The 24,717-nt window shown below is 56.9% G+C and carries 23 protein-coding genes and 5 tRNA genes; 3 read left to right on the forward strand and 25 right to left on the reverse strand.

Annotated elements, in window-relative coordinates; genetic code table 11:
* Positions 1 to 173 precede the first annotated feature (173 nt).
* Positions 174 to 1,202, forward strand: coding sequence for an aquaporin (locus tag OZX64_RS04845; protein ID WP_277171746.1), 1,029 nt, complete (start codon positions 174 to 176; stop codon positions 1,200 to 1,202).
* A gap of 12 nt (positions 1,203 to 1,214) precedes the next feature.
* On the opposite strand, the gene OZX64_RS04850 is transcribed toward OZX64_RS04845, so the two are convergent.
* The 22 genes from OZX64_RS04850 to OZX64_RS04955 all read right to left on the reverse strand — a co-directional run bounded on the left by OZX64_RS04850 (position 1,215) and on the right by OZX64_RS04955 (position 18,949).
* The gene (locus tag OZX64_RS04850) at positions 1,215 to 1,502 is read right to left on the reverse strand and encodes a DUF3017 domain-containing protein (RefSeq protein WP_277157350.1); all 288 of its coding nucleotides are present in this window, start codon (positions 1,500 to 1,502) and stop codon (positions 1,215 to 1,217) included.
* 106 nt (positions 1,503 to 1,608) lie between these two features.
* Positions 1,609 to 3,276, reverse strand: a complete 1,668-nt coding sequence (purH, locus tag OZX64_RS04855; RefSeq protein WP_277171748.1) for a bifunctional phosphoribosylaminoimidazolecarboxamide formyltransferase/IMP cyclohydrolase — start codon at positions 3,274 to 3,276, stop codon at positions 1,609 to 1,611.
* 26 nt (positions 3,277 to 3,302) lie between these two features.
* Positions 3,303 to 4,676 carry a DUF6350 family protein gene (locus tag OZX64_RS04860; protein ID WP_277171750.1) on the reverse strand — a complete coding sequence of 458 codons (1,374 nt, stop codon included), beginning with the start codon at positions 4,674 to 4,676 and terminating at the stop codon, positions 3,303 to 3,305.
* Positions 4,673 to 5,608 carry a succinate--CoA ligase subunit alpha gene (sucD, locus tag OZX64_RS04865; RefSeq protein WP_277171751.1) on the reverse strand — a complete coding sequence of 312 codons (936 nt, stop codon included), beginning with the start codon at positions 5,606 to 5,608 and terminating at the stop codon, positions 4,673 to 4,675. The genes OZX64_RS04860 and sucD overlap by 4 nt, the downstream gene beginning before the upstream one ends.
* Positions 5,605 to 6,801 (reverse strand): ADP-forming succinate--CoA ligase subunit beta, encoded by a 1,197-nt coding sequence (sucC, locus tag OZX64_RS04870; RefSeq protein WP_277171753.1) that lies wholly within the window; start codon positions 6,799 to 6,801, stop codon positions 5,605 to 5,607. Before sucC ends, sucD begins: the two co-directional genes overlap by 4 nt.
* Positions 6,802 to 6,861: 60 nt before the next feature.
* The gene (locus OZX64_RS04875; RefSeq protein WP_277171755.1) at positions 6,862 to 7,443 is read right to left on the reverse strand and encodes an adenine phosphoribosyltransferase; all 582 of its coding nucleotides are present in this window, start codon (positions 7,441 to 7,443) and stop codon (positions 6,862 to 6,864) included.
* A gap of 84 nt (positions 7,444 to 7,527) precedes the next feature.
* Positions 7,528 to 8,037 (reverse strand): preprotein translocase subunit YajC, encoded by a 510-nt coding sequence (locus OZX64_RS04880; RefSeq protein ID WP_277174981.1) that lies wholly within the window; start codon positions 8,035 to 8,037, stop codon positions 7,528 to 7,530.
* A gap of 105 nt (positions 8,038 to 8,142) precedes the next feature.
* Entirely contained in the window at positions 8,143 to 9,204 is a 1,062-nt protein-coding gene (gene ruvB, locus OZX64_RS04885; protein ID WP_277157344.1) for a Holliday junction branch migration DNA helicase RuvB, read from the reverse strand.
* 6 nt (positions 9,205 to 9,210) lie between these two features.
* Positions 9,211 to 9,828: a Holliday junction branch migration protein RuvA gene (gene ruvA / locus OZX64_RS04890; RefSeq protein WP_277171757.1), complete on the reverse strand. Its 618-nt coding sequence runs from the start codon at positions 9,826 to 9,828 to the stop codon at positions 9,211 to 9,213.
* Positions 9,829 to 9,968: 140 nt separating this feature from the next.
* Positions 9,969 to 10,550 carry a crossover junction endodeoxyribonuclease RuvC gene (gene ruvC, locus OZX64_RS04895; RefSeq protein WP_277157342.1) on the reverse strand — a complete coding sequence of 194 codons (582 nt, stop codon included), beginning with the start codon at positions 10,548 to 10,550 and terminating at the stop codon, positions 9,969 to 9,971.
* Between the two features lie 6 nt (positions 10,551 to 10,556).
* Positions 10,557 to 11,312 (reverse strand): YebC/PmpR family DNA-binding transcriptional regulator, encoded by a 756-nt coding sequence (locus OZX64_RS04900; protein WP_277157341.1) that lies wholly within the window; start codon positions 11,310 to 11,312, stop codon positions 10,557 to 10,559.
* Positions 11,313 to 11,365: 53 nt separating this feature from the next.
* On the reverse strand, positions 11,366 to 12,556 hold the full coding sequence (locus OZX64_RS04905; RefSeq protein ID WP_277171758.1) for a glycosyltransferase family 4 protein: 1,191 nt from the start codon (positions 12,554 to 12,556) through the stop codon (positions 11,366 to 11,368).
* 70 nt (positions 12,557 to 12,626) lie between these two features.
* Positions 12,627 to 13,646, reverse strand: a complete 1,020-nt coding sequence (locus tag OZX64_RS04910; RefSeq protein ID WP_277171759.1) for a phosphatidylinositol mannoside acyltransferase — start codon at positions 13,644 to 13,646, stop codon at positions 12,627 to 12,629.
* Between the two features lie 174 nt (positions 13,647 to 13,820).
* Complete coding sequence (locus OZX64_RS04915; protein WP_277159489.1) at positions 13,821 to 14,477, reverse strand: CDP-alcohol phosphatidyltransferase family protein; 657 nt, start codon at positions 14,475 to 14,477, stop codon at positions 13,821 to 13,823.
* A gap of 29 nt (positions 14,478 to 14,506) precedes the next feature.
* A complete protein-coding gene (thrS, locus tag OZX64_RS04920) occupies positions 14,507 to 16,540 on the reverse strand; it encodes a threonine--tRNA ligase (protein WP_277171761.1) in 2,034 nt (677 codons plus the stop codon).
* Positions 16,541 to 16,919: 379 nt separating this feature from the next.
* A tRNA-Gly gene (locus tag OZX64_RS04925) sits at positions 16,920 to 16,992 on the reverse strand.
* Between the two features lie 123 nt (positions 16,993 to 17,115).
* Positions 17,116 to 17,271: a hypothetical protein gene (locus OZX64_RS04930; protein WP_277171763.1), complete on the reverse strand. Its 156-nt coding sequence runs from the start codon at positions 17,269 to 17,271 to the stop codon at positions 17,116 to 17,118.
* A gap of 121 nt (positions 17,272 to 17,392) precedes the next feature.
* Positions 17,393 to 18,337 carry a cation diffusion facilitator family transporter gene (locus tag OZX64_RS04935; RefSeq protein ID WP_277171764.1) on the reverse strand — a complete coding sequence of 315 codons (945 nt, stop codon included), beginning with the start codon at positions 18,335 to 18,337 and terminating at the stop codon, positions 17,393 to 17,395.
* Positions 18,338 to 18,542: 205 nt separating this feature from the next.
* Positions 18,543 to 18,615: transfer RNA gene (locus OZX64_RS04940), tRNA-Val, on the reverse strand.
* Positions 18,616 to 18,663: 48 nt separating this feature from the next.
* Positions 18,664 to 18,736 (reverse strand) — tRNA-Val (locus OZX64_RS04945).
* Between the two features lie 39 nt (positions 18,737 to 18,775).
* Positions 18,776 to 18,846, reverse strand: a tRNA-Cys gene (locus tag OZX64_RS04950).
* Between the two features lie 30 nt (positions 18,847 to 18,876).
* A tRNA-Gly gene (locus OZX64_RS04955) sits at positions 18,877 to 18,949 on the reverse strand.
* A 227-nt stretch (positions 18,950 to 19,176) separates the two neighbouring features.
* Between OZX64_RS04955 and OZX64_RS04960 the strand changes: the two genes are divergently transcribed.
* Positions 19,177 to 20,055 carry a PAC2 family protein gene (locus OZX64_RS04960; protein ID WP_277171766.1) on the forward strand — a complete coding sequence of 293 codons (879 nt, stop codon included), beginning with the start codon at positions 19,177 to 19,179 and terminating at the stop codon, positions 20,053 to 20,055.
* 142 nt (positions 20,056 to 20,197) lie between these two features.
* Here the strand turns inward: OZX64_RS04960 and uppP are convergent, their stop codons facing one another.
* Positions 20,198 to 21,109 carry an undecaprenyl-diphosphatase UppP gene (gene uppP, locus OZX64_RS04965; protein WP_277171768.1) on the reverse strand — a complete coding sequence of 304 codons (912 nt, stop codon included), beginning with the start codon at positions 21,107 to 21,109 and terminating at the stop codon, positions 20,198 to 20,200.
* A 296-nt stretch (positions 21,110 to 21,405) separates the two neighbouring features.
* Between uppP and OZX64_RS04970 the strand changes: the two genes are divergently transcribed.
* Complete coding sequence (locus OZX64_RS04970) at positions 21,406 to 22,197, forward strand: fructosamine kinase family protein (protein WP_277157334.1); 792 nt, start codon at positions 21,406 to 21,408, stop codon at positions 22,195 to 22,197.
* 27 nt (positions 22,198 to 22,224) lie between these two features.
* On the opposite strand, the gene dnaJ is transcribed toward OZX64_RS04970, so the two are convergent.
* Positions 22,225 to 23,370 (reverse strand): molecular chaperone DnaJ, encoded by a 1,146-nt coding sequence (dnaJ, locus tag OZX64_RS04975; protein ID WP_277157333.1) that lies wholly within the window; start codon positions 23,368 to 23,370, stop codon positions 22,225 to 22,227.
* Between the two features lie 82 nt (positions 23,371 to 23,452).
* The gene (hrcA, locus tag OZX64_RS04980; RefSeq protein WP_277157332.1) at positions 23,453 to 24,544 is read right to left on the reverse strand and encodes a heat-inducible transcriptional repressor HrcA; all 1,092 of its coding nucleotides are present in this window, start codon (positions 24,542 to 24,544) and stop codon (positions 23,453 to 23,455) included.
* Between the last annotated feature and the right edge of the window lie 173 nt (positions 24,545 to 24,717).

The raw sequence follows: 24,717 nt of genomic DNA on the forward strand, positions 1-24,717 counted from the left end.
CTTGCGAAACGGCAGACCGCCGGTTCGTCGCGTACTGTATCGATTGCATGTCCGCGTGATGCATCACCACCGGAACACTACGGGATACCAGTATACAGTATGCATCGTCCTCTTGCTGACATATCATATTGTTTGGAGTCAACGTCAATTTATAAATAAAAAAGGATATGTAGATGACGGAACAAACAGCACAGCAAACGGAACATACGTCCGCAAGTGCCATTTCAATTTCAGGGATTTGCGGCGAGCTCGTCGGCAGCTTCCTCATTTTTGTGGCTATCTATCTCGTTTCCGCACTCAGCCCATCACTTTATGGCCCCAGTGCGATTCTTATAGCTGCCACCACCGGTCTCGCCTACGCTGCCATGACCTTCATCTTCGGTAAGTTCTCAGGCGGCCAGTTCAACCCTGCGGTAACCTTGACGGCGATGCTGATCAGCAAAACAGGCATCGTAAACGGTATCTGCTATATCATCGCCCAGGTCATCGGCGCCATTGCGGCCGGTGGCGTCATCAAGCTGGTCATTCCGACCTCCAAGGCCGCTCCGGCCAAGATGTGGTTCGCCAATGTCGTCAACGGCTATGATCAGGGATCCATTTCATCCGCACAGCTGCAGCAGGCCGGCGTAAGCTTCGGCATCCTCTTTGCGGTCATCGCCGAGGTCATCGCCACGATCATCGTCGTAGCCGCTTCGTTGCAAGCCATTGACGATCAGGGTCATGCCTCGAAGAATGCTCCGGCGATGATGGGCATCGCCTACGCGCTCGGCGTCACCTTCACCTACCCGCTTACCGGTTCCTCGCTGAATCCTGCCCGTGCCACCGGCATCGCGATTTTTGCTAACAACGCCGGTCTCACGACCAGCCCGCTGAAGCAGCTCTGGATCTTCTGGATCTGCCCGATCCTCGCCGCGGCCATCGTCTCCATCGTCGTCATCGTGGCGCAAATGATTTCCGACAAGAATACGGAAAATGCCGAAACCCTTGACGTCACCACCAACTGGGAAGAGGCAGACGAGGATTCCGAGGATGGCAACGAGGACGCTGAAGAAGGCGAATCCTCCGAAAATCCCGATGATTTCCAGATGCCGTCTCTCAGCACTGCAGACGAGGCTCCGGTTGCCGCTGATACAGACAACACTGACGATGGCGCAACCGTCGAAAGCTTCAACGTCGCCCAGACCGAGACGAATAAAGACTGATGAACGGATCGTCTACATCAGCAGTTGAATACTGAAGTAAACGACCAACAATCCGATTCCCAAAACGATACCGATAAAGGCATCGAATCCGACTGAACGGATTTTCCAGGGACTCCGGTCTTTAAGGATCAATCTGATCAGTCCGGTAATGATGGCCGTCGCAGCGAACACCGCTGTGGCGGCCATCGTGTATCCGAAACCTGCCAGCAGAGCGGCGATAATGACCAGGGCAAGCACTCCCCATTCGAACAGTGGTTTGCCTTCGTTTTTCTCGGAGACATAGGGGTGCTTGTGGGACATGGTCATTCCTTTGGAAACAAAAATACCGGTACGCGGCCTATTTTAGCCTTGTACCGGTATTTTGGTGCATCAGACTATCGCAAGTCCGACACCGCAGCGAGCGAACTCAGTGGAAGAAATGCCTCGTGCCCGTCAGATACATGGTGATTCCGCGCTTCTGCGCCGCCTCGATGACTTCCTTATCGCGGATGGACCCGCCCGGCTGCACGATGGCCTTTACACCGGCGTCAATCAGCGCCTCGGCACCGTCGGCAAAGGGGAAGAACGCGTCGGAAGCGGCCACGGAACCTTGCGCACGGTTCGCGCCGTCAGCCAAGGTATTGGCACGCTCGACCGCCAGATGGCAAGAATCGACACGGTTGACCTGCCCCATGCCGATGCCTACCGTAGCCTGGTCGTGTGCAAGAAGGATGGCATTGGATTTCACGCATCGTATCGCCCTCCACGCAAATTCCAGATCCTTGAGAGTATCTGCATCAGCGGCTTGGCCCGAAACCAATTTCCATTGATCGGGATTATCGCCCGAAGCGTCGATTCTGTCGATGGACTGCACCAGAATGCCGCCGTCGATCTGACGGAACTGCATATCGGTGTGCGGCCGCTGTGCCACTTTGAGGATGCGTAGGTTCTTCTTGTGCGCCTTCAGCAGTTGAAGCGCCTCCGGCTCATAATCGGGAGCCACGATGACTTCGGTGAAAATCGGTCGGACGTTCTGCGCCATCTCAAGGGTGACCGTCGAATTGGCTGCGATCACACCGCCATAGGCGCTCATGGGATCGCAGGCGTGCGCCTTGAGGTGCGCCTGCGCAACGCTCTTGCCGACCGCAAGCCCGCAAGGATTGTTGTGCTTGCACACGGCAACGGCAATCTGCGGTGCAAAATCCCAAACCGCGCGCCAGGCAGCATCCGCATCGACGTAATTGTTGTAGCTCATCGGCTTGCCGCCAAGTTGCTGCGCATGGGCGAAGCCGGTCTGGTCCAACACGTCGACGTACAGACTTGCCTGCTGATGCGGGTTTTCGCCGTAACGCAGCCCGTGCTCATAGTTCCATGTACGGGTGAGATGAGCGGGAAACAGCTCGGTTTCATGGTTTTCTTCGGGTTGCTTACTCTCCTGAGATCCGGCGGCGTCCTGCCCGTGCGAAGCAGCGACGTCGACAACGCCCGCCGGTTGAGGCCAATGGCTTCCTGTCCACTCGGCTATGGTGGCGTCGTAAGCTGCTGTAGTCGCAAAGGCCTTGGCGGCCAGCCAGCGACGTTCTTCCAACGAGAACCCGGTGCCATCGGCCACGCGCCGTGCAGCGAGAGCGTAGTCCTGAGGATCGGTGATGACCGCCACACTGGCGCTGTTCTTTGCTGCTCCGCGAATCATGGAGGGCCCGCCGATATCGATTTTCTCGATGATATCGGCTTCGCCGGCCCCCGACCGGACAGTGTCCGCAAAGGGGTAGAGGTTGACGATGACCATGTCGAAAGGCTTGATATTCAATGATTCAAGTTCTTCAGCCTGCGCGGGATTGGTCATATCGGCCAAGATGCCCGCATGAATGTGGGGGTCGAGCGTTTTGACGCGTCCTCCAAGACTTTCGGGGAAACCGGTGACCGCCTGTACTTCGGTCACGTTCACACCGAGTTCAAGAAGTCGTTTCGCGGTGGATCCGGTGGAAACGACTTCGGTTCCTGCCTTGACGAACGCCCTGGCAAGCCCTTCGATGCCGGTTTTGTCATAAACCGATACCAGGGCCCGTTTGACCATGCGATTGGTTGCTGTCATCTGTCTCTCCCTTTGTTGTGGCGGTACTATGGGATTTCTGTCTCATCTTCCGGTGCAAGACCGGTTGCTGATGACGAGACCGAAGAATTGGAAACATCGGGGACGAAAGCGTCGTTATCGGTATCACCGTGGCTGCCGTGCGTTTCGTTGGCACCCATCTTGCCCTGTGCTCTCAGATATCCGAAGAACAGCCTCATCGCAAAGACCAAAGCGACGACCACAACGGAAAGGAGCCAGGCGGCGGAGAAGCCGAGGGCGCTGGGCAGGCATACCACCCGGGAAGACGCTGCCGAATCGACACCTACGTGGGCCAGGCGGTGCTGTCCAAGAGCACCGGAAGAAAGTCCGAAAAGAACGTTGACGCACAAGGACATCAAGGCGCTGGTCAGGAAGAAGGAAAGCATCGGATACAGGAACTGAACGATGATTTTGCCGACGTTCACGGGCTCGTCCGGCTTGCCTGCACCGATGGCGAAGCAACGTGGCAGGAACAGTTCGATGACACCGATGAGAAATCCACAGACAAGGGGTATCGATATGAAACCGATACGGAGCATATCGTTGGAAACGGCCTGTGGGAATATCGCAAAAACCGGCACAGCCGGAAGACCTGCGGCATGGTCGTTCCACAAGGTAAACGACGCCAGATCGCCTATGGCAAATCCGGAACCGAACAGCCATGAAAGCGCCCACAGGCAGAGATTGGGCAACCAAGCCAAGGTGCAGATCGTGGTCAGAATCCGTGACCCTGTCTGCATGTTGGCCATGTGAAAGACGCGAAGCATCGCACTTTGATTGGTGACGACCCAAACAATAAGCGTGACAAGGCCGATGGCGAAATAGCCCAAGAGCAATACGGCCGTATTGGCGAAACCGAGTTTCAGACTTAGCGCCAGACGGTCGGAAACACTATCGCGGACGAACTTGACGCATCGTTTCATCGTTTGTGATTGCGGCAAGGCACCGCAAAGAAAACCCACGCTGAACACCATGGCGGTCTTGAGCATCACCAGCCAGACAGGATCCTGGAGGATGACCGCGACGTTCTGCGCGAACACCCACATAATCGCCGTCCAAAGCAAAATACCGGAGACATAGGCTTGTAGGCTGCGGGAAAGCACTTTGGTCAACCAAGCAATCAGCCAGATGAGCAGAACCGTCAAAAGCAGAGGAACAACGCTCAAAGTGATGGCCCCTGCCCGGAAACCCGCGCCTTGGCTTAAGAGCACAATCGCCAAGGTCAGGGGAACAGAATCATTGGAAAGGGTTCCGCCGCCTTCTTCCATGGAGACGACCAACAATGTCAGCGCCATGAAAAAGCCGAGGCACACCGTGAAGATCACGGATGCGCCAAGAGCTATCAGTATTCCCTTGAACCATGGCCGCTGGTGTGTGCTCATGCCTTGGAAGTACCGCCGTTCATGAGCTGGCGAACGAGCTGAGCCGCCTGCCCGGGGGTCTTGCCTACCGAAATACCAGCGGCTTCGAGCGCTTCCTTCTTGTCTTTGGCTGTGCCTTTTCCGCCGGAGACTATAGCACCGGCATGCCCCATCTGTTTGCCTTCAGGAGCGGTGAAACCAGCGATGTAGGCAACCACGGGTTTGGTCATATGGTCTTTGGCCCAGGCAGCGGCATCCTGCTCGGCGTTGCCGCCGATCTCACCGATCATGACAACGGCTTTGGTCGCTTCATCGGCCTCGAATTGTTGCAGCGCTTCGACCAACGTCGTACCCACTATCGGGTCGCCGCCGACACCGATGCAGGCCGTAAAACCAATGTCGGAGAGCTCCCCCATCAGCTGGTAGGTCAGGGTTCCGGATTTGGAAACCAAACCGAGCGGACCGGAAGAAACGATTCCGTCGGGAATGATGCCGAGGTTGATGCCATGATCGGCAGGATCATCGGCCTGGGGAAGTTTTAAGAGACCCGGGCAATTGGGCCCGATGATCCTGATGCCCTTCTGCAACGCCAACTCGACGCAATAGGCCGTGTCGGCCACAGGGATGCCTTCGGTGATGACGACGATGAGACCGATACCGGCGTCAATGGCTTCCAGCATCGCGCTCTTTGCGAAACGAGGGGGAACGAAAATCACGCTTGCCTGAGCCCCGGTAGCTTCTTTGGCTTCGCCGCAAGTCGCGTACACAGGAATGGAAACGTCGCTGTCGGACGCTTCCACATGGAATGCCACACTCTGGCCGGCCTTGCGAGGATTGACGCCCCCTACGATATTCGTGCCTGCGTTGAGCATACGTGCCGTATGCGTCATGCCTTGGTGCCCGGTCATGCCCTGAACGATGACCGGAGCGTTGTCTTCAACGAACAATGTCATTTGGTGGCCTCCTTAATGGGCTTTGCCAGCCTTGCGGCCTCTTGTGCGGCCTCTTCCATGGTGCCACTGACATGGATATTGGGATTGTGCGCGTCCTCGAGTATCTTCAAGCCGAGCCGCGCGGCGTTGCCGTCGAAGCGGACGACAATCGGTTTGGAGACATTCAGCGCAGCAAGGGCTTCGAGGATTCCATGCGCCACCTCATCGCAAGCCGTGATACCGCCATAGACATTGACGAACACCGCTTCCACCTGCGGGTCCGAAAGCACGATCGACAGGCTTTCACTCATGATCTCCGACGATGCGCCTCCCCCGATATCAAGGAAATTGGCGGGCTTGGCACCGTTGCCCTGTTCTTGTCCAGCACCGGAAACGGCGTCCAGCGAGCTCATCACAAGCCCTGCACCATTGCCGATGACCCCGACCTCACCTTTCAGATGAACGTAATGCAGTCCGTGCTCTTTGGCACGTTCCTCGAACATATCCGTGTGCGTAGTGTCGGCGAATTGTTTCCAGCCGTCGTGCCGGAATGCGGCATTGTCATCCAACGATATTTTGGCGTCAAGAGCGCAGAGCTTCTTGGAGGATTCGTCATCGGGATCGCCGATTTTTGCCAATGGGTTGATTTCCACCAGTGTCGCGTCGTTGTCCTTGAAACATTTCCACATTTTGAGCAGCACATCGGCAGCCTGATCGACATCCGCGTGATAAAAACCAATGGATTCCGCCATTTTACGGGCAGCATCGATGTCGAAATCCTCCAAAGCGCTGATATGCAGGCGTTTGACCGATTCCGGATGTTCCCGTGCTATTTCCTCGACCTCGGTACCGCCGTTGGCCGTGGCCAATACATCGAAATCGCGGGAGGAGCGATCGAGTGAGATGGAAACATAGTACTCATGGAGCACGTTCTTGGCTTCGGCGACCAAAACGCCGTTCACCTTGTGCCCGCTGATGGTCATCGGCAGAATCTGTTCCGAGGAGAGAATCGCCTCATCCTGCGTCTTCGCGAGTTTTACCCCGCCGGCCTGCCCACGATGCCCGGTACGAACCTGCGCTTTGACGACACAAGGATAGCCGATTTCATCAGCGGCAACGGCCACTTCATGGGAATTCTGGGCGAATATGCCTGTAGGCGTATCGATACCTTGTTCCGCAAGCAAATGCCTTGCCTGATATTCATAAAGATCCATTTGACCCCTCTTACCGATAGATGCTCATTCAACCTGCGCTTCGACGTCCAACGCCCTGACTCAGGCAGGCATCGTCACCAAGGAGCTGATTGGCACATCACCCAGATCGCTGCGTCCCGTAAGACCGATGAGTTCCATCACGAAGCTGAAACCGACAACCTGGCCCCCGGCCTTGGAGATGAGATCGGCCGCGGCCTTGGCCGTACCGCCCGTAGCAATCAGATCATCGACAATCAGCACTTTGTCGCCTGGTTGGATCGCGTCTTTTTCGATTTCAACCTTGGCTTCGCCATATTCCAGCGAGTAGCTTTCGCCAATGGTCTCCGGAGGTAGTTTTCCGGCCTTGCGTACAGCGAGGAAACGCTTGCCGAGCCGCGCCGCGAGAGGCGGTCCAATCAGAAAGCCGCGGGCCTCCAGACCAGCGATGTAGTCGAAGGAATCAACGGAAACCGGCAGTGCCGTTTCCAGTGCCTTCATCAGGATGGAGAATCCACGAGAATCTGCAAGAACCGGGATGAAATCACGGAACATCACACCTTTTTTCGGAAAGCCCGGAATGGTGCGGATGAGCGAGGCCATGTATTGTGCATCCTCTGCACCGACCTTGCCAAGTTCTGTGATGGTGATATCAGATTGTGTCATGAGCAAGCCTTACTGCCTATTGGCCATTGATTATTGATCTTGGGTCCATGTTCGAAACATCAACCCACAACTGTGAACGAGGAATCACTTGTCTTTTGGACTATCCTCTTGCGTAGCGGCATCATCCTTGGGAGTGCCACCGGCGTTTTCCACGCCGTCATCCGAGTGTTGTTCCGTTTCTTCGGTTTCGTCGAGACTGTCAAAGGGTTTCTGCGCCTGATCATCGGATGCCGATGTCCGATCTGTCGTATTGTTGACATCCTCGGCATCATTTGCAGGTTCCTCATCAGCATCGACGATAGGGTTGCCGTCCTCGTCCACCTCGTCATCATCGATGAAAGCCGGACGTTCGTATTTCTTGCTGATGGCGCGGAAGGTGAAGCGAAGCTTCGAGCCTTCCGAGTCGATGACGATCTCTTCGTACTTGGTGTCTACGGAAACGACCTCACCGATAATGCCGCCAATGGTCTGCACCAACTCGCCGGGCTTCAACGAACTGCGGAAATCCTGAACCTTCTGCTGCTGTTGTTTCGATTTGCGCGACTGCCACCACATCAATGCAATCATCGCAACAAAAAGAACGAAAATAAAAATCGTATTGCCACCAGTCACAGGTAACTCCAATCGGACGAGACGTTCACTACGGACTTGCTGAAGATGCCAAACTCTCTGATATCTACATACCTACCGTACCGGATTTTAGAATAACTTATTGACATCATCTCTGGGAACAAGGCCCAGATGACGCCAGGCTTTTTCGGTCGCGACCCTCCCTTTCGGGGTACGAACCAGGAATCCTTCACGCACCAGATAAGGTTCGCAGACAGTTTCCACCGTTTCGGATTCCTCACCCACCATCGCCGAAAGATTGTTGAGACCGACCGGTCCGCCGTCGAAATTCCTGACAATGGCGTTGAGCACGGCCAGATCGAGCCTGTCAAGGCCTTCCGAATCGATCTGATAGAGCTCGAGTGCCGCCTGAACATCATCAGGTCCGATTTCATCGAGGTCATGGACAATCGCCCAATCGCGAACACGCCGGAGCAGACGGTTGGCGATACGGGGCGTACCACGGCTGCGCAGGGAAAGCTGTTTTGCACTCCCCGACGCCAAACTGATGCCAAGCACACCCGCGCTGCGTTCGATAAGCCGCTCAAGCTCCTCGTGAGGATAGAAGTCCAGATGGGCGGTGAACCCGAAACGGGCGCGCAACGGTGAGGGCAGCATGCCTTCACGCGTCGTGGCACCGATGACGGTGAATCGAGGCAAGGTCAGTGGAATAGAAGAAGCGCCTGGACCCTTGCCCACCATCACATCGACTCTGAAATCCTCCATGGCGATATACAGCAATTCTTCCGCCGGTCGAGGCAGACGGTGAATCTCGTCGATGAACAGGACCTCACCCTCATCCAGGGAGCTCAGGATGGAAGCCAAATCGCCTGCATGCTGGATGGCCGGACCGGAAGTCACACGTATCGGCACCTGCAACTCATTGGCCACGATCATCGCCAGCGTGGTCTTGCCTAATCCAGGAGGGCCCGCAAGGAGGATATGGTCAGGTGGCACGTCACGTTTTCTTGCAGCGTCCAAGAAGAGCTGTAATTGGGCTTTCAGCAAGGGTTGACCGATAAAACCTTCAAGTGCCCTCGGGCGAAGCTCCTCATCACTGACGGGTTCATTGCCTATCGGCTCGGAGGAAATCATGCGCAACGATTGCTCATCGGCCCCTATGTTGGACTGTGATCCGTTGGTCTCTGCCATAATGATTTAGCGCCCCCGATCCAAAGATGTCAATGCCAGTTTCAAAACTTTGGGAATATCCGCATTCTCCAGCGGCGTCCTGATGTCGTTGTCCTTGCAAACCTTCGTCACCGCGCGAGCAGCGTCGCTTTCCCGCCAACCCAAGGAGACCAAGCCTTCGATGACCTCGGTGGTGCCGGTGTCGTATTCGGGTTCGTCGGAGGCGCGACCGCTTTCGATCTCGTCGAGATTAATGGATCCACGCAGTTCGAGGATAATCTTCTGCGCACCTTTTTTGCCCAACCCCGGCGCCTTGGCCAAGGCCGCCGCGTCTCCGTCCATGACGGTTCTCGCGAGCTTGTCGGGAGGAAGCGTCGAGAGCAGCGACAACGCCACACGCGGACCGATGCCGCTGACCTTCTGCAACTGCAGAAACATACGCTTCGAGGACGGCGAAAGAAACCCGTAGAGTGCAATGGCATCCTGCGATACGTTGAGCGAGGTGAACACCTTGGCATCCTGGCCGGTATGCAGAGCCGAAAGCTCCGCGGCAGGCATACGCACTTCGAAGCCGATGCCGTTGACATCGATCAGGGCCGCGGCGTCTCCTACGCTTTCCACCTTGCCCTTGAGCATTCCAATCATCTGTCACTCCCGCTGCCAAGAAGCCGTGAACCGACTCAACACCATTTGCAATTGCGATGAACCGAAATCAAGATTGGCCGAATTGCCGATGAAGAACCGATAAGACGACATCTCAAGTATTCGAACATCTGTTCGATAGCTTACATGCCCCTATCGACGCTGTGGCGTTTCTTGGCGTGCTGCTGCGCCTGCGCCCATTGGCGCTGGGCCAAGGTGAGATGCTGCTCGCGTTCTCCGCCCTGGAGCGCACCGGAGGGACGCAGCGCATGGCATATCGCCTGTGCCAAGGCATCGGCCGCGTCGGCGGGTTCCGGAATCTTGTTGAGGTTCAGGATACGCGCGACCATGCGTTCCACCTGGATCTTTTCGGCGCGTCCGTTGCCGGTCACGGCCATCTTGGCTTCGGTCGGCGTGTGGAGGGCCACGGGAATCCCGCGTTGAGCCGCGGCAAGCATCGCCAGTCCGGCTGCTTGTGCCGTGCCCAATACCGTATTGCGGTTTTCCTGCGCGAAGACACGCTCGATGGAAACGGTGTCCGGCACGAACCGGTCGATCTTCGCCGCCAGTCCGTTGTAGATGGCCAGAAGACGAAGATCCTGCGAGATATGCGGATCACTGCGCACGACATCGACATGAACAAAAGAAAGCCGGCGCGACGCGTCGGCTTCAATTACACCGACCCCGCAGCGGGTAAGCCCGGGGTCGACGCCAAGAATAATCACAGCGAATTACTCCGCATCCAGCTGTTCCATGACCTCGTCGGAGGCGGTCCAGTTGCTGTAGATGTTCTGCACATCGTCAAGGTCGTCGAGGTTGTCGATCAACTTGGAGACCTTCTGAGCATCCTCAAGACCAAGATCGATCTCGGTCTTCGGAATCATGACCAGATCGGCCGAATCATAGTCGACATTGGCCTTCTGCAGAGCCTCACGAACCGCGACCATGTCCTCGGGTGCGGTGACGACGACGTAGACTTCGCCCTCGTCCTTGACATCCTCGGCGCCAGCCTCGGCGGCGACCTCGAAGATGTTGTCGTAATCGAGCCCCTCGGAAGGCACCACGATCTGGCCCTTACGCTCGAAATTGAAGCTCACGGAGCCGCTGGTGGCCAGCGAGCCGTTGCCCTTGGTCAGCGTGGAGCGCACTTCGGCGGCCGCGCGGTTGCGGTTGTCGGTGAGGCACTCGATAATCAGCCCAACGCCGGCAGGCGCATAGCCTTCATAGTTGATGGACTCGTAGTTGGCAGCGCCGGCCTCGGCACCGGAACCGCGCTTGACGGCGCGCTTGATGTTGTCCGCCGGCATGGAGGCCTTCTTGGCCTTGACGATGGCGTCATAAAGGGTCGGATTGCCGTCCGGATCACCGCCGCCCAAACGGGCCGCGATCTCGATGTTCTTGATGAGTTTCGCGAACAGCTTGCCGCGCTTCGCGTCGATGGCGGCCTTCTTGTTTTTAGTGGTCGCCCACTTGGAATGCCCTGACATATTGCTCCTAGCAGGTATACGAATACGTTAAACGTAACAATTTTAAAGCAGTTTCACGACAATACACGGGCGTAGACCTCCAAAACGCGGTCGGCCACTTCAGCCCAGTCGTACTGTTTCGAATGTTCAAAGCCCGCCTGACGCAGACGTTGCCGACGTTGTGGGTTGTCCAGCAGCGAAATTATCCGACGCGCGCAATCATGCCCGTCGCCATTGGCAAACAACGCCGCATCCTCACCGTTTTGAGCGACGGCCGCAAACGCATCAAGGTCGCTGGAGACCACGGCGCATGAGGCGGCCATGGCTTCGACCAGGACGATGCCGAAACTCTCCCCTCCTGTCTGAGGGGCAACATAGACGTCAAGCGATCGGTAGAATCGCGCCTTGTCCTGGTCGCTGATCCTCCCCAGGAATTCGAAATGATCGGCGAGCGTTCCGCTCGGGTCGATGTTGGCCAGTATTTTCATCGCGTCATGCTGACCGGTTCCCGCACAGAGGAAACGGGCCGAGGGATACTGTTTGACAATGTCATACGCGGCACAGGCAAACACGGAGAACCCTTTGCGGCTCTCCCCCATGCGCCCCAGGAAGCCGATGGTCGGTTCTTTCTTCGTCCCCTGCCAAGATTGCTTGGGTTGCGCATCGGCGAAAAACCCGCGGTTGATGCCGTTGGGAATAACGTCGTATCGAATCTTGCGAGGCCCATAATGCTTCACCACGTCCTTGGCCGCATCCGAGACGCAGATGCCTGCGGAAAGCGGGGAGAGATAGCGCCTCAGATAGCCCTGGAAGAAACGCAATGCCAACGGATAGGGGTCGAACGCGGCGTGGAAGGTGCCGACGAACGGCGGATGGTGGATCATCGTCAGCGGCTTGTGGCTCAACGACGGGGTCTCCGGTTCGTGCAGATGGACGATATCGAAATGGCCCTGTTTGACCCAACGCCGGGTGCGCGGACCGACGAAACCGAAATAACTGAGGCGTGCCACCGATCCGTTGTAGGGTATGGAAAACGAGGAATCGTTGGTGGTCACCCATAGCGGCATGTCCCTGGTGCGTCTTCCGGGCGCAAGCACCTCCACGGTATGCCCGCGTTTCATCAGTTCCTCCGCGAAATCACGGATGTGGAACTGAACGCCGCCAGGCGTCTCAAACGAATACGGGGAGATGATGCCGACATTCAGTTTTCTGCCATGAAGCGGATCCGGGCGCTCGATGGTCTCTTCGTTTTCTACATAGGACATGATTCTTCATTCTGCCATAGCTTCGGTATTTCGCGGTTTGATTCCTGACCAATCACCATAGAGACAATAATCACTTTCCGATGGGCTTGGTGTTATCGTCTGCATTGATCTGTCTGAGTTCGGCCAGCACGTCATCGGGCACATCCTTGAGTCGGGACATATCCAAATCCTCGATGAAAATCGGCTGCAGCATGTGCCAATCCTCGGGATGCGCGGCAATATCACGGCTCCACACGTCCACCCATGCCTGACTGATGGCGTGAATGGCCTCTTCACGAGGCAGACCGCGGAACTGAGCGACATCGATGGGAGCGCTGAGATCGACGACGTAACCATAGCCGATGCCCGCTTTGCGTCGTGCCTCGCCATGAAGCCTTTCACGGAACATATTGACCACGAACAGCGGCTTGCCGGTATCGAGAGCCAGCGTCGCCGGCCCCCGCGCCACCCTGATGGTGGAGCCGAAGGCATGCACGAATTCGCCGTACCGGCTCAAATCACGGTCGGCGAGCAGAGGCACCAGTACGTGAGGCTTGGCCAGTGCCCCCTCCAGTTTCTCGATCAAGTGGGGCTGGCCGGTCAGCAGTACCGTGATGTCCATACGCTTGCGGATTTCGATGAAGACGTCAAGCAGTTTCTGGTTTTTGAGCCGTTCCGCGGTCACAGTTACCGGCGCGATAACATCCGCCGCGAGAAACCCTTCGTAATCCCAGTTACCTTGATGGCTGATGGCCATGGGCGCACTGCCGGGATTGTCGTGCACCAGTTCTTTGCAGATGGGCAGTCCCGGTCCAATCGGCCTGGCCCGGGCCAGCAGCCGTTCATCGCTCTGCCCGCCCACCGTCATCGCCTCTGCGAAATACGTGAAATAGGAGCGCATGCCCTTGTGGCTTGTCTTGCGCAGCATTGTTTGCGATACGCTTCCGTCACGTGATTCAAGGACATGACGCAGGTTGCGCTCAAGCTGCTGCACTCCCCCGATATGCAACAGCCAGCAGATATCGGCAGCACAGAGGAAAAGGCCACGAAGCAGTGGCTCGGGGATGATCCTTGGGTGTTTGGCAAGAAATACGAGAAAATTATCGAACATTGCGGTTATTGTCCTTCAGGCTTGATGGAGATGCGGCCATATTGCCCTGCCGCCGTCTCTGCAAACGAATCACATACCATGTTGTGTTCGTAACGTAACGCCGCGTCAAGACGGTACGCAAAAGCCTGTCCGGCAACCAAACGAGGTATCGCAAGACAGGCTTTGCACGTGGTTTCAGATTGCGCCGTCGGCTTTCATCTGCCGGCGTACTTCAAAGATGCGCTGGAAAACCGTGATGGTTCCCAGAACCGCGAGGATGAGGATAAACGCCAAAAGCCACAAAGGGCTACCGAAGATGCCGGTCAGCAGCATGCCGATCAGAATGATCACCAAACGGTCGCTTCTGGTGGCAATGCCGTTCTTGGCCTCATAACCGACCGACTCGGCGCGAGCACGGGCATACGAGGTCACGAACGAGGTCATGATCGCATACAATGCCGCACCGACTCCGAGGTAACTGACGATATCGGGTGCACTCGTTGTCGCCGGATTGTACCACCAGTCACGATGCAGGCAGAAGAAGATGATGACCGCGACCAAAACCGCCCAATCGGCAATGCGGTCGAGCGTCGAATCCAGGAAAGCTCCGAATTTGGTGCCTCCCGTGGTCAACGCCGCCACCGATCCGTCCAATGAATCGAACGCCGCAAGAATGGCCAGCAGTATGGAACCTGGGATGAGCCAGCCGGTGATTCCCGTGGCAATGGCCACGAGAATCGTACCGACTGCCCCGATAACGGTCACTGCGTTTGCCGTCAGACCCACCGCCACCAACAGCTTTGCTATCGGGGCGATGAGGCGTTTGAACGGTGGTCGTAGTTTCTCAAGCATGCTTCAGCTTTTCCTTGGGGCAGGTTTTCTTACTTCGTCGCTTCTGCGAAATCATCGGCGTTGTTGACCTGGGCACGGGACTTGATGACCTTCAGGATATCGGCCTTGGCCGTCTCGACAGGAACACCGTTGAGCTGGCTGCCGTCGCGGAAGCGGAAGCTCACCGCGTTCTTGTTGACGTCATCCTCGCCGACGATCAGAGTGAAGGGAACCTTCGACTTCGAGGCATTGCGGATCTTCTTGCCGAAGCGGTCGTCGGAAGTGTCCATCTCGCAGCGCACGGTCTCCTGCGTCAGGGAATCGATGAACTTGCGCAGATGAGGCGCGAACTCGTCGGCCACAGGAATGCCCGTGACCTGGACCGGGGCCAGCCAGACCGGGAAGGCGCCGGCATAATGCTCGAGCAGGATGGCGAAGAAACGCTCGATGGAACCGAACAGGGCGCGGTGAATCATCACCGGGCGCTGGTGGGTGCCGTCCTTCGCGATGTACTCGAGCTTGAAGCGCTCGGGCAGGTTGAAGTCGAGCTGGATGGTCGAGACCTGCCAGGTGCGGCCAATGGCGTCACGGGCCTGCACGGAGATCTTCGGGCCGTAGAAAGCGGCCCCGCCCGGATCGGCGACGAGCTCGAGCTTGGATTCCTCGGCGACCTCACGCAACGTCTCGGTAGCCTCGGTCCAGATCTCGTCGCTTCCGACGAACTTCTTCTCGTCCTTGGTGGAAAGCTCAAGGTAGAAGTCGTTCAGGCCGAAGTCCTTCAGGACCTTCAAGACGAAGTTGAGGATGGACTTCAACTCGTCCTTCATCTGCTCACGGGTGCAGTAGATATGGGAATCGTCCTGCGTCAAGCCGCGCACGCGGGTCAGCCCGTGGACCTCGCCGCTCTTCTCGTAGCGGTAGACGGTGCCGAACTCGAAGAGGCGCAGCGGCAGCTCCTTGTAAGAGCGCTGGCGGGACTTGAAGATGAGGTTGTGCATCGGGCAGTTCATGGGCTTTAGGTAGTAGTCGAAGCCCTGCTTGGTGATGTTGCCGTTCTCGTCGCTCTCCTCGTCGAGGTGCATCGGCGGGAACATGCCGTCCTTGTACCACTGCAGGTGGCCGCTGGTCTCGTAGAGGCCGCCCTTGGTGATGTGCGGGGTCTGCACGAAGCTGTAGCCGGCCTTGCGGTGCATCTCACGGGAGTAATCCTCCATGGCGTTGATGATCGCGCCGCCCTTCGGGTGGAAGACGGCCAGGCCGGGTCCGATCTCCTCCGGGAAGGAGAAGAGGTCCATTTCGGCTCCGAGCTTGCGGTGGTCGCGCTTGGCGGCCTCCTCCATGCGGGTCTGATAGGCCTTGAGATCTTCCTTGGAAGCCCAGGCCGTGCCATAGATACGCTGCATCGACGGATTGTGCTCGTCGCCGAGCCAGTAGGCGGCGGCGGTACGTTCCAGCTTGAATGCCTTGATATAGCGGGTATTGGGCAGGTGCGGCCCTTGGCAGAGGTCTTTCCAGACGATATTGCCGTCACGGTCAAGATTGTCATACATCGTGATTTCGCCCTGATTCGGCACCTCGGTGCCGACGGTTTCGTCGATGTCTTCCTTCTTCTTGCCGATGAGCTCGAGCTTGTATGGCTGGGCGGCTTCCTCGGCCTTTGCCTCGTCCTCGCTGACCACACGGCGGCGGAACGACTGCGAGGACTTGATGATGCGCTTCATGCGCTTGTCGATTTCCTTCAAGTCATCAGGGGTGAAGGGCTTGTCGACGTCGAAATCATAGTAGAAGCCGTTTTCGATGGCCGGGCCGATGCCGAGCTTGGCATCCGGTCGAATCTCCTGAACGGCCTGCGCCATGACATGGGTGGCGGAGTGGCGCATGATCGCCAGGCCGTCCTCGCTGTCCAAAGCGATGGGTTCGACGGTGTCGCCGTCATGAAGCGGGGTGTAAAGGTCACGAGGCTTGCCGTTGAGACGTACAGCGATGATGTTCTTGTCATCGGCAAAGAGATCGGTGCCGGTCTGTGTGGCTTCCACCTCCTTTGCGCTTCCGTTGAGTGTGATGGAGATGGTTTGTTCAGCCATGATAGGTGTCCTTTGCTTTCAGGGTCCGCGTTACTAGGGGCAGACCTGGACGGTAATTCAACAGTGACAACAATATGAGAGCAGGCCGACATGGCTGCGAAAGCGATGTATCCCACAAGGCCACTTACTGTGCGGGGTTTGGGGATATGCCTTGTTCGGGACGCTTTTGGCTGAGCCGTTAAGAACGAAGCCCTGTGGGCGCCGTTTAGGCGAAGTGAGCGCGATGCATCGAGCGCGAAGGCAAAATCTTTGATTTTGCTCGGCCGTGTCTTACGCCCGAGCAAGGCATATCCGCCAACCCCAATCAAGAATGGTAAAGAATTAATTACTTCAAGAAATAAGCGTAGGATTCATTGACACTGAGAAAGAAGGGAATGAGAGCGGACAACGGGACTCGGACCCGCGGTCTCGACCTTGGCAAGGTCGCGCTTTACCAACTAAGCTATGTCCGCAAAAGACAACATAGTGAGAATACCGATAAGTAGCGATCTGTGCAAGTCCTCGGCGCGTTGAACGTTTCGTATTCTCGGCATAAGCGCGAACGATACGCGCGAAATCGTTGGAATACGGGCATTTCAAGCTCCCTCAATGCTGCCGTCGGCTATTAACAGCGAACGAAGGAAATACCTTCCCGTTTGACGTGAGGCCACCAACATGGTGTCGTTGCCCATTTCGAGCCAACCGTCATCGGTATCCTGGCGGAATCCGGAACTGGCTACGATGACGCCCATGTCATGTCCTTTCTCATTCCTGATGTCACCAGGACGGAAAGCAGGCGAACACCCTGTTGTCTTCGACGAAGGAACACAAGCATTCAGCAAAGTCACCATGCCTGTTTATTCCTCAACAGTTTTATTCTTCTGGCCTTCTATACAGATCAGGTTCCACGTAGATTTCGAAACGATAGAAAGGCAATGCTTGACGCACTGCGGATTCGATCTTGTTGACGGTTTCGACATCGTAGTCACGGTCGAGTTTGGACGTCTGCACCTTAAGACATAGCAGGATATCGTCTTCGGCCATATGCATGGCCTGCAAGTTGATCAGCCGGTCTACCCCGCTCGTCTGCTCCACGGCGTCTCGAATGCGTGAGACCATCACAGGCTCCACCGCTTCTCCGATGAGCAACGAACCCGATTTGAACCCGAGCGCCACGGCTCCGACGATAAGGATGATGCCGACGCACATGCCGCCTACAGCATCCCAGATCTCGTCACCGGTAACCAACGCGAGGGCGATGCCCAAGCCGGCGAATACCAATCCCACGAGAGCCAGCGTGTCTTCCATCATCACCGAAGCGAGCTCGGCGCTTTTGGTCTTTCGCCAGAACGCGAACAGATTGATGTCGCCGATCTTCAGCGTCTCCATGCGCTCTCGGGCTTCACGAATCGAGGTATGCAGGCCATAGCCTTCCAAGCACGCCGAAATGACGATAACCGCCAAAGAGGCCAGCAACTCGATTGATTCGACGTCTCTCGGCATCGAACCGTTGGCAAGCCCGACAAGCTTTCCGAAGCTCTGTGACGACGAGAACCATCCGCCCACGAAGAACAGCAGGGTCGCCACGAGAAACGAGGCAAGGTATTTGGCCCGGTAAAGACCGAAAGGATGGTCCCGGTTCGACTTCGCAGCAGCCCTGCCGCCCACCATAAGCACCAGTTCATTGGCGCAATCGGCCACGGAATGCACCGCCTCGCTCAGCATGGCCGACGAGCCGGTGAACGCGGCCGCAAGCCCTTTGGCGACCGCCACTCCGACATTCGCCAACAACGCGGTCTTTACGGAATCACTTGCCATTCGATCTCCCAAAATATTTTCGCAATATATCTAATGCTCGGAAATCCAATGATAGCGGCAGGCAATGAACGATATCTGCATATCAGAGGACCTGCGATATGCCATTCCTGGCGATGCAAATAAAAAATGATGTCAGACCACGACATCAAACAGCGACAGAATAATTGAAAGAACGAGCATAAAATGCTGACTCGTAAGAAAACTGTGGGTGATGCTGGAATCGAACCAGCGACCCCTTCCGTGTGAGGGAAGTGCGCTAACCGCTGCGCTAATCACCCGATTACTTTGAATTATGAAACAAAAACCGGAGTTTCCTCCGGTCCTTGTGGGCGATACAAGATTCGAACTTGTGACCCCTTCCGTGTCAGGGAAGTGCGCTAGCCTCTGCGCCAACCGCCCAGGTTGCTTGGATTCGGAAACCAAAGGTTTCCTCTTCCGAGGTGGGTACGAGAGTCGAACTCGTCTATACGGCTTTGCAGGCCGCTGCCTAACCGATTGGCTAACCCACCGTAAGGTCGTGTACAACTCCTCGGACCTAGAGCGGACAACGGGACTCGGACCCGCGCTCTCGACCTTGGCAAGGTCGCGCTTTACCAACTAAGCTATGTCCGCAAAGTCTCAGTGGATTTCTCCACCGAAGCACGAGAGATAACTATATATGCTCTTGCCCGATTTTACAAATGGCTGCGTGTCGCCGCGGAATATCAATGTTCTGCAGGATAATTGGTCACCTCAATACGGTCTGTGGCAATGTCTGTTTCTACTCCCGTAGATGAAAGTCATTCACCGATGGCTTAAGCCCTCAAATTCCAAGGTTTCCACCAACTACATTAGGATTCATGACAATTGATGCGAAAACAACGAAGCCTATGATGGTCTGCGCTTTCGAGGGGTGGAACGACGCCAGCCAGGCAGCCACCAACGTGATCCGGCATCTCGTGGCCACATATGAATCACGCGAAATCAGGCATATCCGCACCGACAGCTATTACGACCTGCAGTCCGCGCGTCCGATGATCTGCCACATCACCGGTCAGGCCCGTATCGTCTGGCCGCAAACGACCTTCTACGAAATCACGGTTGCACCCGAAACCCGTATCTATGCCCAGATAGCCCCCGAACCCAATTACCGCTGGATCGATTATTGCCGTCACTCCCTGCGTATCGCCGATGAACTCGATATCAGCGAAATCGTGACTCTGGGATCGATGTTCGCCGACTGCCCGCACACCCGCCCACTGCCCATCGAAGAATCAGCGTTGCGACGCGGCGAATCAAGCATTCGCGGAGGTGCCGTCAAAGACTCGGAGAAGCACAGCAAAGGCGGTAACCCCTATGACGGGCCGGTCGGCATCCCCACGGTGCTCGACATGTTCGCCGAACAGGAAGGGTTCAGCACCAATTCGATGTGGGTCTCCGTACCCCAATACCTGGCTGGGGACGAATGCCCGCAAGGCTCGTTGCAGTTGTTGCAGAGGCTTTCGCAGATACTCGGCGTCGAGCTCGATGCCGGAACTCTGCCGCAGCAATGCGTGACATGGAAGGCGCAGGCCGACGTCCTTGCCAATTGCAACGACGATCTGAAGTTCTATATCCACCATCTTGAATCCAAATACGACCTTGACCAGCAGCTCGACAAGTTGGGCGACGGCACGGTTTCACGCGGCGACGCGATAGCCCAGGAGGCCGAAGAATTCCTTTCGCACATCCAAGACTGAACACCTGCGACGCCGGAAGGCGGATAGCATATAACCGATATCGCAAACAACACAGTCCAACCAAGAAGGTGCCTGCCGATCACATGTTCGGCAGGCACCTTCTTTCGCATAATGTCGCTCGATCAAAGAACGACGAATACCATCAAATCATGGCGACAATCGGTGAAATCGCCGACACCGCGGCCTCGGCGGCAGGAGAGGCCTGAAGCACGCCGGCAATCAAAAGAATCGCGACCACGACGGCGATGATGATGCGGTAGACGGCGAATGCCTTGTACGAGAACGTCGAAACGAATTTCAGGAACGCGATGATCACGAAATAGCCGACCAGGAAGCTGACCACCATGGCGGCCAATGTCGCACCCCATCCCGGGAAGTTCGGCTCGCTTTTGTAATCCTCGACCGCTTTGAGAGCTTCAAGGACGCCGGAGCCGAATACAGCGGGAATGGCCATGATAAAGCTCACACGCACGGCATCCTCGCGCGTATAGCCCATCGCACGGCCGAAGGTGATGGTGCCGCCGGAACGGGAGACGCCGGGAATCAGCGCCAGCATCTGGCCGACGCCGAAAAGCAGGGCGTCTTTCCAATTCATCTCGCGAACGGTCTTGCGTTCGGGGAATCGCGCGTCAACGACCCACAGAAGGATGCCGAAAAGCAGAAGCACCGTGACGGTGATCCACAGATTGCGCAGCGTGGTCTCGATGGCCTTCTGGAAGAGGAGGCCGGCGATGAGGATGGGAATGGTGCCGATGATGATGTACCAGCCAAATGTGGCATCACGGTCGCCTTTGCCAAGCCGTGATTTCCAGTCTTTGCCGCGATGGCCGAACAGGCAGGAAAACCAGTGGGCCAGAATATTGGCGATATCACGGCGGAAATAAAGGATGACCGCAAGCTCGGTGCCGAGCTGGATGATGGCGGTGAACGCGGCACCCGGGTCGGAATGAAGCATCAGCTCGCCGACAATGCGGATATGCGCGCTTGAAGACACCGGAAGGTATTCGGTGAGCGCCTGGACCAGTCCCAGAACGATGGCTTGGAAGAAATTCATAATCCCTCTTTGTGCGTATCCCCGCCGGGAAACGGCCCACATTCACGTATCGATATGGTGAGTGTCTTGCGGGGGTTCGTGTCTAACGTGTTCAGATTACCCAATATCTCGGAACTTCGGGCGCCGAGGCATGGGATTGTCTCACATCGCTCACACAATCGAAACCACAGGACCGCGTGAGCGCGCGGGACGGACGTCGTGCGACGAATCACGAACCGGTGAAATCCATAAATCCATCGTGCGCAAGCTGGTAGGATTCCTGTATAGCCGCTAAAGGCGGAACAAGGGGTGGCATCATGGCAACATATCGTAAGAGCAGGGCGTTTGCGCCAAAGGGATTCTTCGAGTGCGAAGGCAAAGGCCTCAAATGGCTGGGCGAGGCCCAATCCCAGGGCGGCCCGCGTGTGGTCGACGTGTACGGTTGGGGTGACGGCTGGCTCGATATCGAACGGGTGAACTCCTGCTCCCCTACACCCAAGGCCGCGCATGACTTCGGTGCGGCGCTGGCGCATATGCACGACGCAGGCGCCGACTATTTCGGTTCGGCCCCGGCCGATTATGACGGGACATGCTATTTCGGGCCGTTGCAGGACCCTGTGGCGATGGACACCGGCCAATGGACGAATCCCGTGGATTATCTGGGCGAAGGACGTCTGCTGCCCATGGTCAGGCTCGGCATCGAACGCGGTGAACTGAACGACAACGACCTGAAGATGACGCAGGAAGTCATCGACGCCTTGCCGGATCTGCTCGGCCCTGCCGCCGAAGACAAGCCGGCCCGGGTGCACGGCGATCTGTGGAGCGGCAACGTGATGTGGACCGACGATTCAGGTCAGGCCGAGGCGGTCCTGATCGATCCGGCCGCGCACGGCGGTCACCGCGAAGAGGATCTCGCGATGCTCAATCTTTTCGGTATGCCGTATCTTGACGAGATTCTCGACGGCTACGAATCGGCACATCCGCTCAAAAAAGGCTTCCCGGATCGAATCACCATCTGGCAGCTCTATCCGATTGCCGGGCACTGCGTCTTCTTCGGCGGCGGCTATGTCAGCGAATACCGTGCGATGTGCCGCTCCCTGCTGTCCTGAACGGCACAGGGAAACCGCACACAACCGTTAGTGAAGGGCGTCTTTGATCTTGTCGAAGAAGCCTTTCCTGTTGGTGGCAGGCCTTGCGCTTTGGCTCACCTTGCCGGCATGCGCGTCGTGGCTGTGTGCGAATTGCTCGATCAGATCACGTTCGCCGTCACTGAGCTTGGTGGGAATGTGCACGCTGACATGTGCAATGAGATCGCCGCGCTCTTCGGGCTTGCGGATCTTCGCCACACCGATTCCCTTGATGGAAACGGTCTCTTCAGGCTGGCAACCCTCGGGGATGCTGATGGTCTGTTTGCCGTCGAACGTATCGATATCGAGGTCATGGCCAAGTACGGCCCAACTCATCGGGATCTGGATCCAGCAGTGCAGATCGTCGCCTTCGCGGGTGAACTGCTTGTCCGGCTTGATGCGGATATCGATGTAAAGGTCCCCTGCGCCGCCGCCGCCTTCACCGACCTCACCCTGATTGGCAAGGCGAAGGCGGGTATTGTCTTCGATGCCGGCGGGAACGGTGACGCCGACCTCGCGAGAGGTGCGGATTCGGCCATGTCCGAGGCATGTCGGGCACGGATGCTCGATGATGGTGCCATGCCCTTCGCAACGCTCGCATTGCACCGTCGTCATCATCTGTCCAAGCATCGTTCGTCTGACCTGCTGACGCACGCCCTGACCGCGGCAATCCGGGCAGGTGATCGGCTTTTCGCCATTGGCCGTTCCTTGCCCGCCGCATTTCGGGCACAGCCCGAACGTATTGATCTTCACATGCGCGGTGCCGCCGAATACCGCTGTCTTGAGGTCGATGGAGATGCTTGAAAGCGCATCGCGTCCGGGCTGGGTGCGGGGAATCGGGCCCTGCCCGCCACCGCCGAAGGCATTGCCGAAGAACTGCCCGAAAATGTCGCCCATGTCGCCGAAACCTGCGGAGGAGAAGCCGGCGCCCGCATTCGGGTCGTTGGGATCGATGCCGGAATCATACATGCGCCGCTTGTCGGGGTCCCTGAGCACTTCGTAGGCGTTGTTGACTTCCTTGAATTTTTCCTCGAACTGAGGGCCTGCGATGTCGGGATGGTATTTGCGGCTCATCTTGCGGTAGGCCTTCTTGATCTCCTCGTCGCTTGCGCCACGGGAAACGCCCAACACTTCGTAATAATCTGTTTCTGCCACTGAAATTCCTCGAATGTATTGCTATAACCGATTGATATTTATGCTACGTTCTGCCAGTCATTGTTTCATAAGCCTTGGAAGACTAAGCCGTCTCATCGCTTGCTATCAGGTCCGTCAGATATCTGGCGACGGCCCGCACCGCCGTGATGGTCGTCTCGTAATCCATGTGGGTGGGGCCGATGGAGCCGACAAAGGCGACAGGACGTGAGATCGATTCCATCGCCTCATCCTTACCGGAGCCGTTGCCGGCATCCGACACCTCGTCCGTCTTGCTGCGTCCATAGCCGGAAGAGACCACGGAAGCATGGATGAGCCCGGGCGTTCTGGTCTCGGAACCGATGGCCACACCGACTTCCCCGTCTCCCTGGCTGAGGTCACTCATCAAATGCATGATGACGACCTGTTCCTCCAGCGCGTCGAACAACGGAGCAAGGTCGACGCGGGATTGCTGGTGGGCCAGCTGCGAGGTCCCGGCCATGTACATTTGCCCGGTGCCTTCATCGTGGGCCATGGATTCGACGGTTTTGGCCAGGCTCTCCCCCAGCGGACGCACCGAGTTGTATTCAGGCGCCTTGACGATGGATCGGATGTGCTGCGAGGCCTGCACCAACGGCATATCCATGCATTGCTCATTGACGAGTCCGGAGAACCTGTTCAACGCGACGGTGTCAGGCAACTGCCTCAAAGTAAAGGTATGCTGAGCCACCGAACCGGAATCGGTGATGATCACGGCAAGCATGGTGACAGCGTTCAGCGGGACAATCTCGATATGACGAAGTTTTGATTTGGAGAGGGCCGGCGACGAAACCACTGCGACCTGGCCGGTGATATTGGCCAAGAGACGGGCGGCTCTCTGCAAGGTGTCGGAAAGGCTTACCGAACCCGAAAGAAACGTGGTGATCCCTCGGCGCTGCGCCTCGGAAAGCGGAACGAGAGAAGCGAGCCGGTCGACGAAATAACGGTAACCACGTTCCGTCGGGATGCGTCCGGCCGAGGTATGCGGCTGGATCAGGTATCCCTCTTCCTCCAAGGCCGACATGTCGTTTCGTATGGTCGCGGAGCTTACTCCCAAATCGTGCGCCCGCGTCAAGGCGGTCGACCCGACCGGCTCCTGCGAACGGATATAATCCTCGACCACGGCCCTCAGTACCAGCATGCGTCGTGACTGTGCCATCGGTCCTCCTTCCATGGTCATTTCGATACTCAAAGCGATACCAAATTCTTTGATAAGTATAGCAAAGTATTAGCACTCTTGACCAGAGAGTGCTAATTGTTCCACTCTCAGGGTATTCCGGCATTTCGGAGATTTTTGTTTACGTGAACGTTAACATAACAAAACATACCAAA

Source organism: Bifidobacterium sp. ESL0704, from assembly GCF_029392075.1.
Taxonomy (GTDB): domain Bacteria; phylum Actinomycetota; class Actinomycetes; order Actinomycetales; family Bifidobacteriaceae; genus Bifidobacterium.

What these genes read in the sequence shown, in the direction of transcription:
- OZX64_RS04970 (WP_277157334.1), top strand. Translation starts at nt 21,406, where the DNA reads ATGGCAACATATCGTAAGAGCAGGGCGTTTGCGCCAAAGGGATTCTTC.
- hrcA (WP_277157332.1), bottom strand. Translation starts at nt 24,544, where the DNA reads ATGGCACAGTCACGACGCATGCTGGTACTGAGGGCCGTGGTCGAGGAT.
- ruvA (WP_277171757.1), bottom strand. Translation starts at nt 9,828, where the DNA reads ATGATTGGAATGCTCAAGGGCAAGGTGGAAAGCGTAGGAGACGCCGCG.
- sucC (WP_277171753.1), bottom strand. Translation starts at nt 6,801, where the DNA reads ATGGATCTTTATGAATATCAGGCAAGGCATTTGCTTGCGGAACAAGGT.
- OZX64_RS04850 (WP_277157350.1), bottom strand. Translation starts at nt 1,502, where the DNA reads ATGTCCCACAAGCACCCCTATGTCTCCGAGAAAAACGAAGGCAAACCA.
- ruvB (WP_277157344.1), bottom strand. Translation starts at nt 9,204, where the DNA reads ATGGCAGAGACCAACGGATCACAGTCCAACATAGGGGCCGATGAGCAA.
- OZX64_RS04905 (WP_277171758.1), bottom strand. Translation starts at nt 12,556, where the DNA reads ATGTCCTATGTAGAAAACGAAGAGACCATCGAGCGCCCGGATCCGCTT.
- OZX64_RS04930 (WP_277171763.1), bottom strand. Translation starts at nt 17,271, where the DNA reads ATGGGCGTCATCGTAGCCAGTTCCGGATTCCGCCAGGATACCGATGAC.
- OZX64_RS04935 (WP_277171764.1), bottom strand. Translation starts at nt 18,337, where the DNA reads ATGGCAAGTGATTCCGTAAAGACCGCGTTGTTGGCGAATGTCGGAGTG.
- uppP (WP_277171768.1), bottom strand. Translation starts at nt 21,109, where the DNA reads ATGAATTTCTTCCAAGCCATCGTTCTGGGACTGGTCCAGGCGCTCACC.
- OZX64_RS04900 (WP_277157341.1), bottom strand. Translation starts at nt 11,312, where the DNA reads ATGTCAGGGCATTCCAAGTGGGCGACCACTAAAAACAAGAAGGCCGCC.
- OZX64_RS04875 (WP_277171755.1), bottom strand. Translation starts at nt 7,443, where the DNA reads ATGACACAATCTGATATCACCATCACAGAACTTGGCAAGGTCGGTGCA.
- OZX64_RS04915 (WP_277159489.1), bottom strand. Translation starts at nt 14,477, where the DNA reads ATGCTTGAGAAACTACGACCACCGTTCAAACGCCTCATCGCCCCGATA.
- thrS (WP_277171761.1), bottom strand. Translation starts at nt 16,540, where the DNA reads ATGGCTGAACAAACCATCTCCATCACACTCAACGGAAGCGCAAAGGAG.
- sucD (WP_277171751.1), bottom strand. Translation starts at nt 5,608, where the DNA reads ATGACATTGTTCGTTGAAGACAACGCTCCGGTCATCGTTCAGGGCATG.
- OZX64_RS04860 (WP_277171750.1), bottom strand. Translation starts at nt 4,676, where the DNA reads ATGAGCACACACCAGCGGCCATGGTTCAAGGGAATACTGATAGCTCTT.
- OZX64_RS04845 (WP_277171746.1), top strand. Translation starts at nt 174, where the DNA reads ATGACGGAACAAACAGCACAGCAAACGGAACATACGTCCGCAAGTGCC.
- OZX64_RS04960 (WP_277171766.1), top strand. Translation starts at nt 19,177, where the DNA reads ATGACAATTGATGCGAAAACAACGAAGCCTATGATGGTCTGCGCTTTC.
- purH (WP_277171748.1), bottom strand. Translation starts at nt 3,276, where the DNA reads ATGACAGCAACCAATCGCATGGTCAAACGGGCCCTGGTATCGGTTTAT.
- OZX64_RS04910 (WP_277171759.1), bottom strand. Translation starts at nt 13,646, where the DNA reads ATGTTCGATAATTTTCTCGTATTTCTTGCCAAACACCCAAGGATCATC.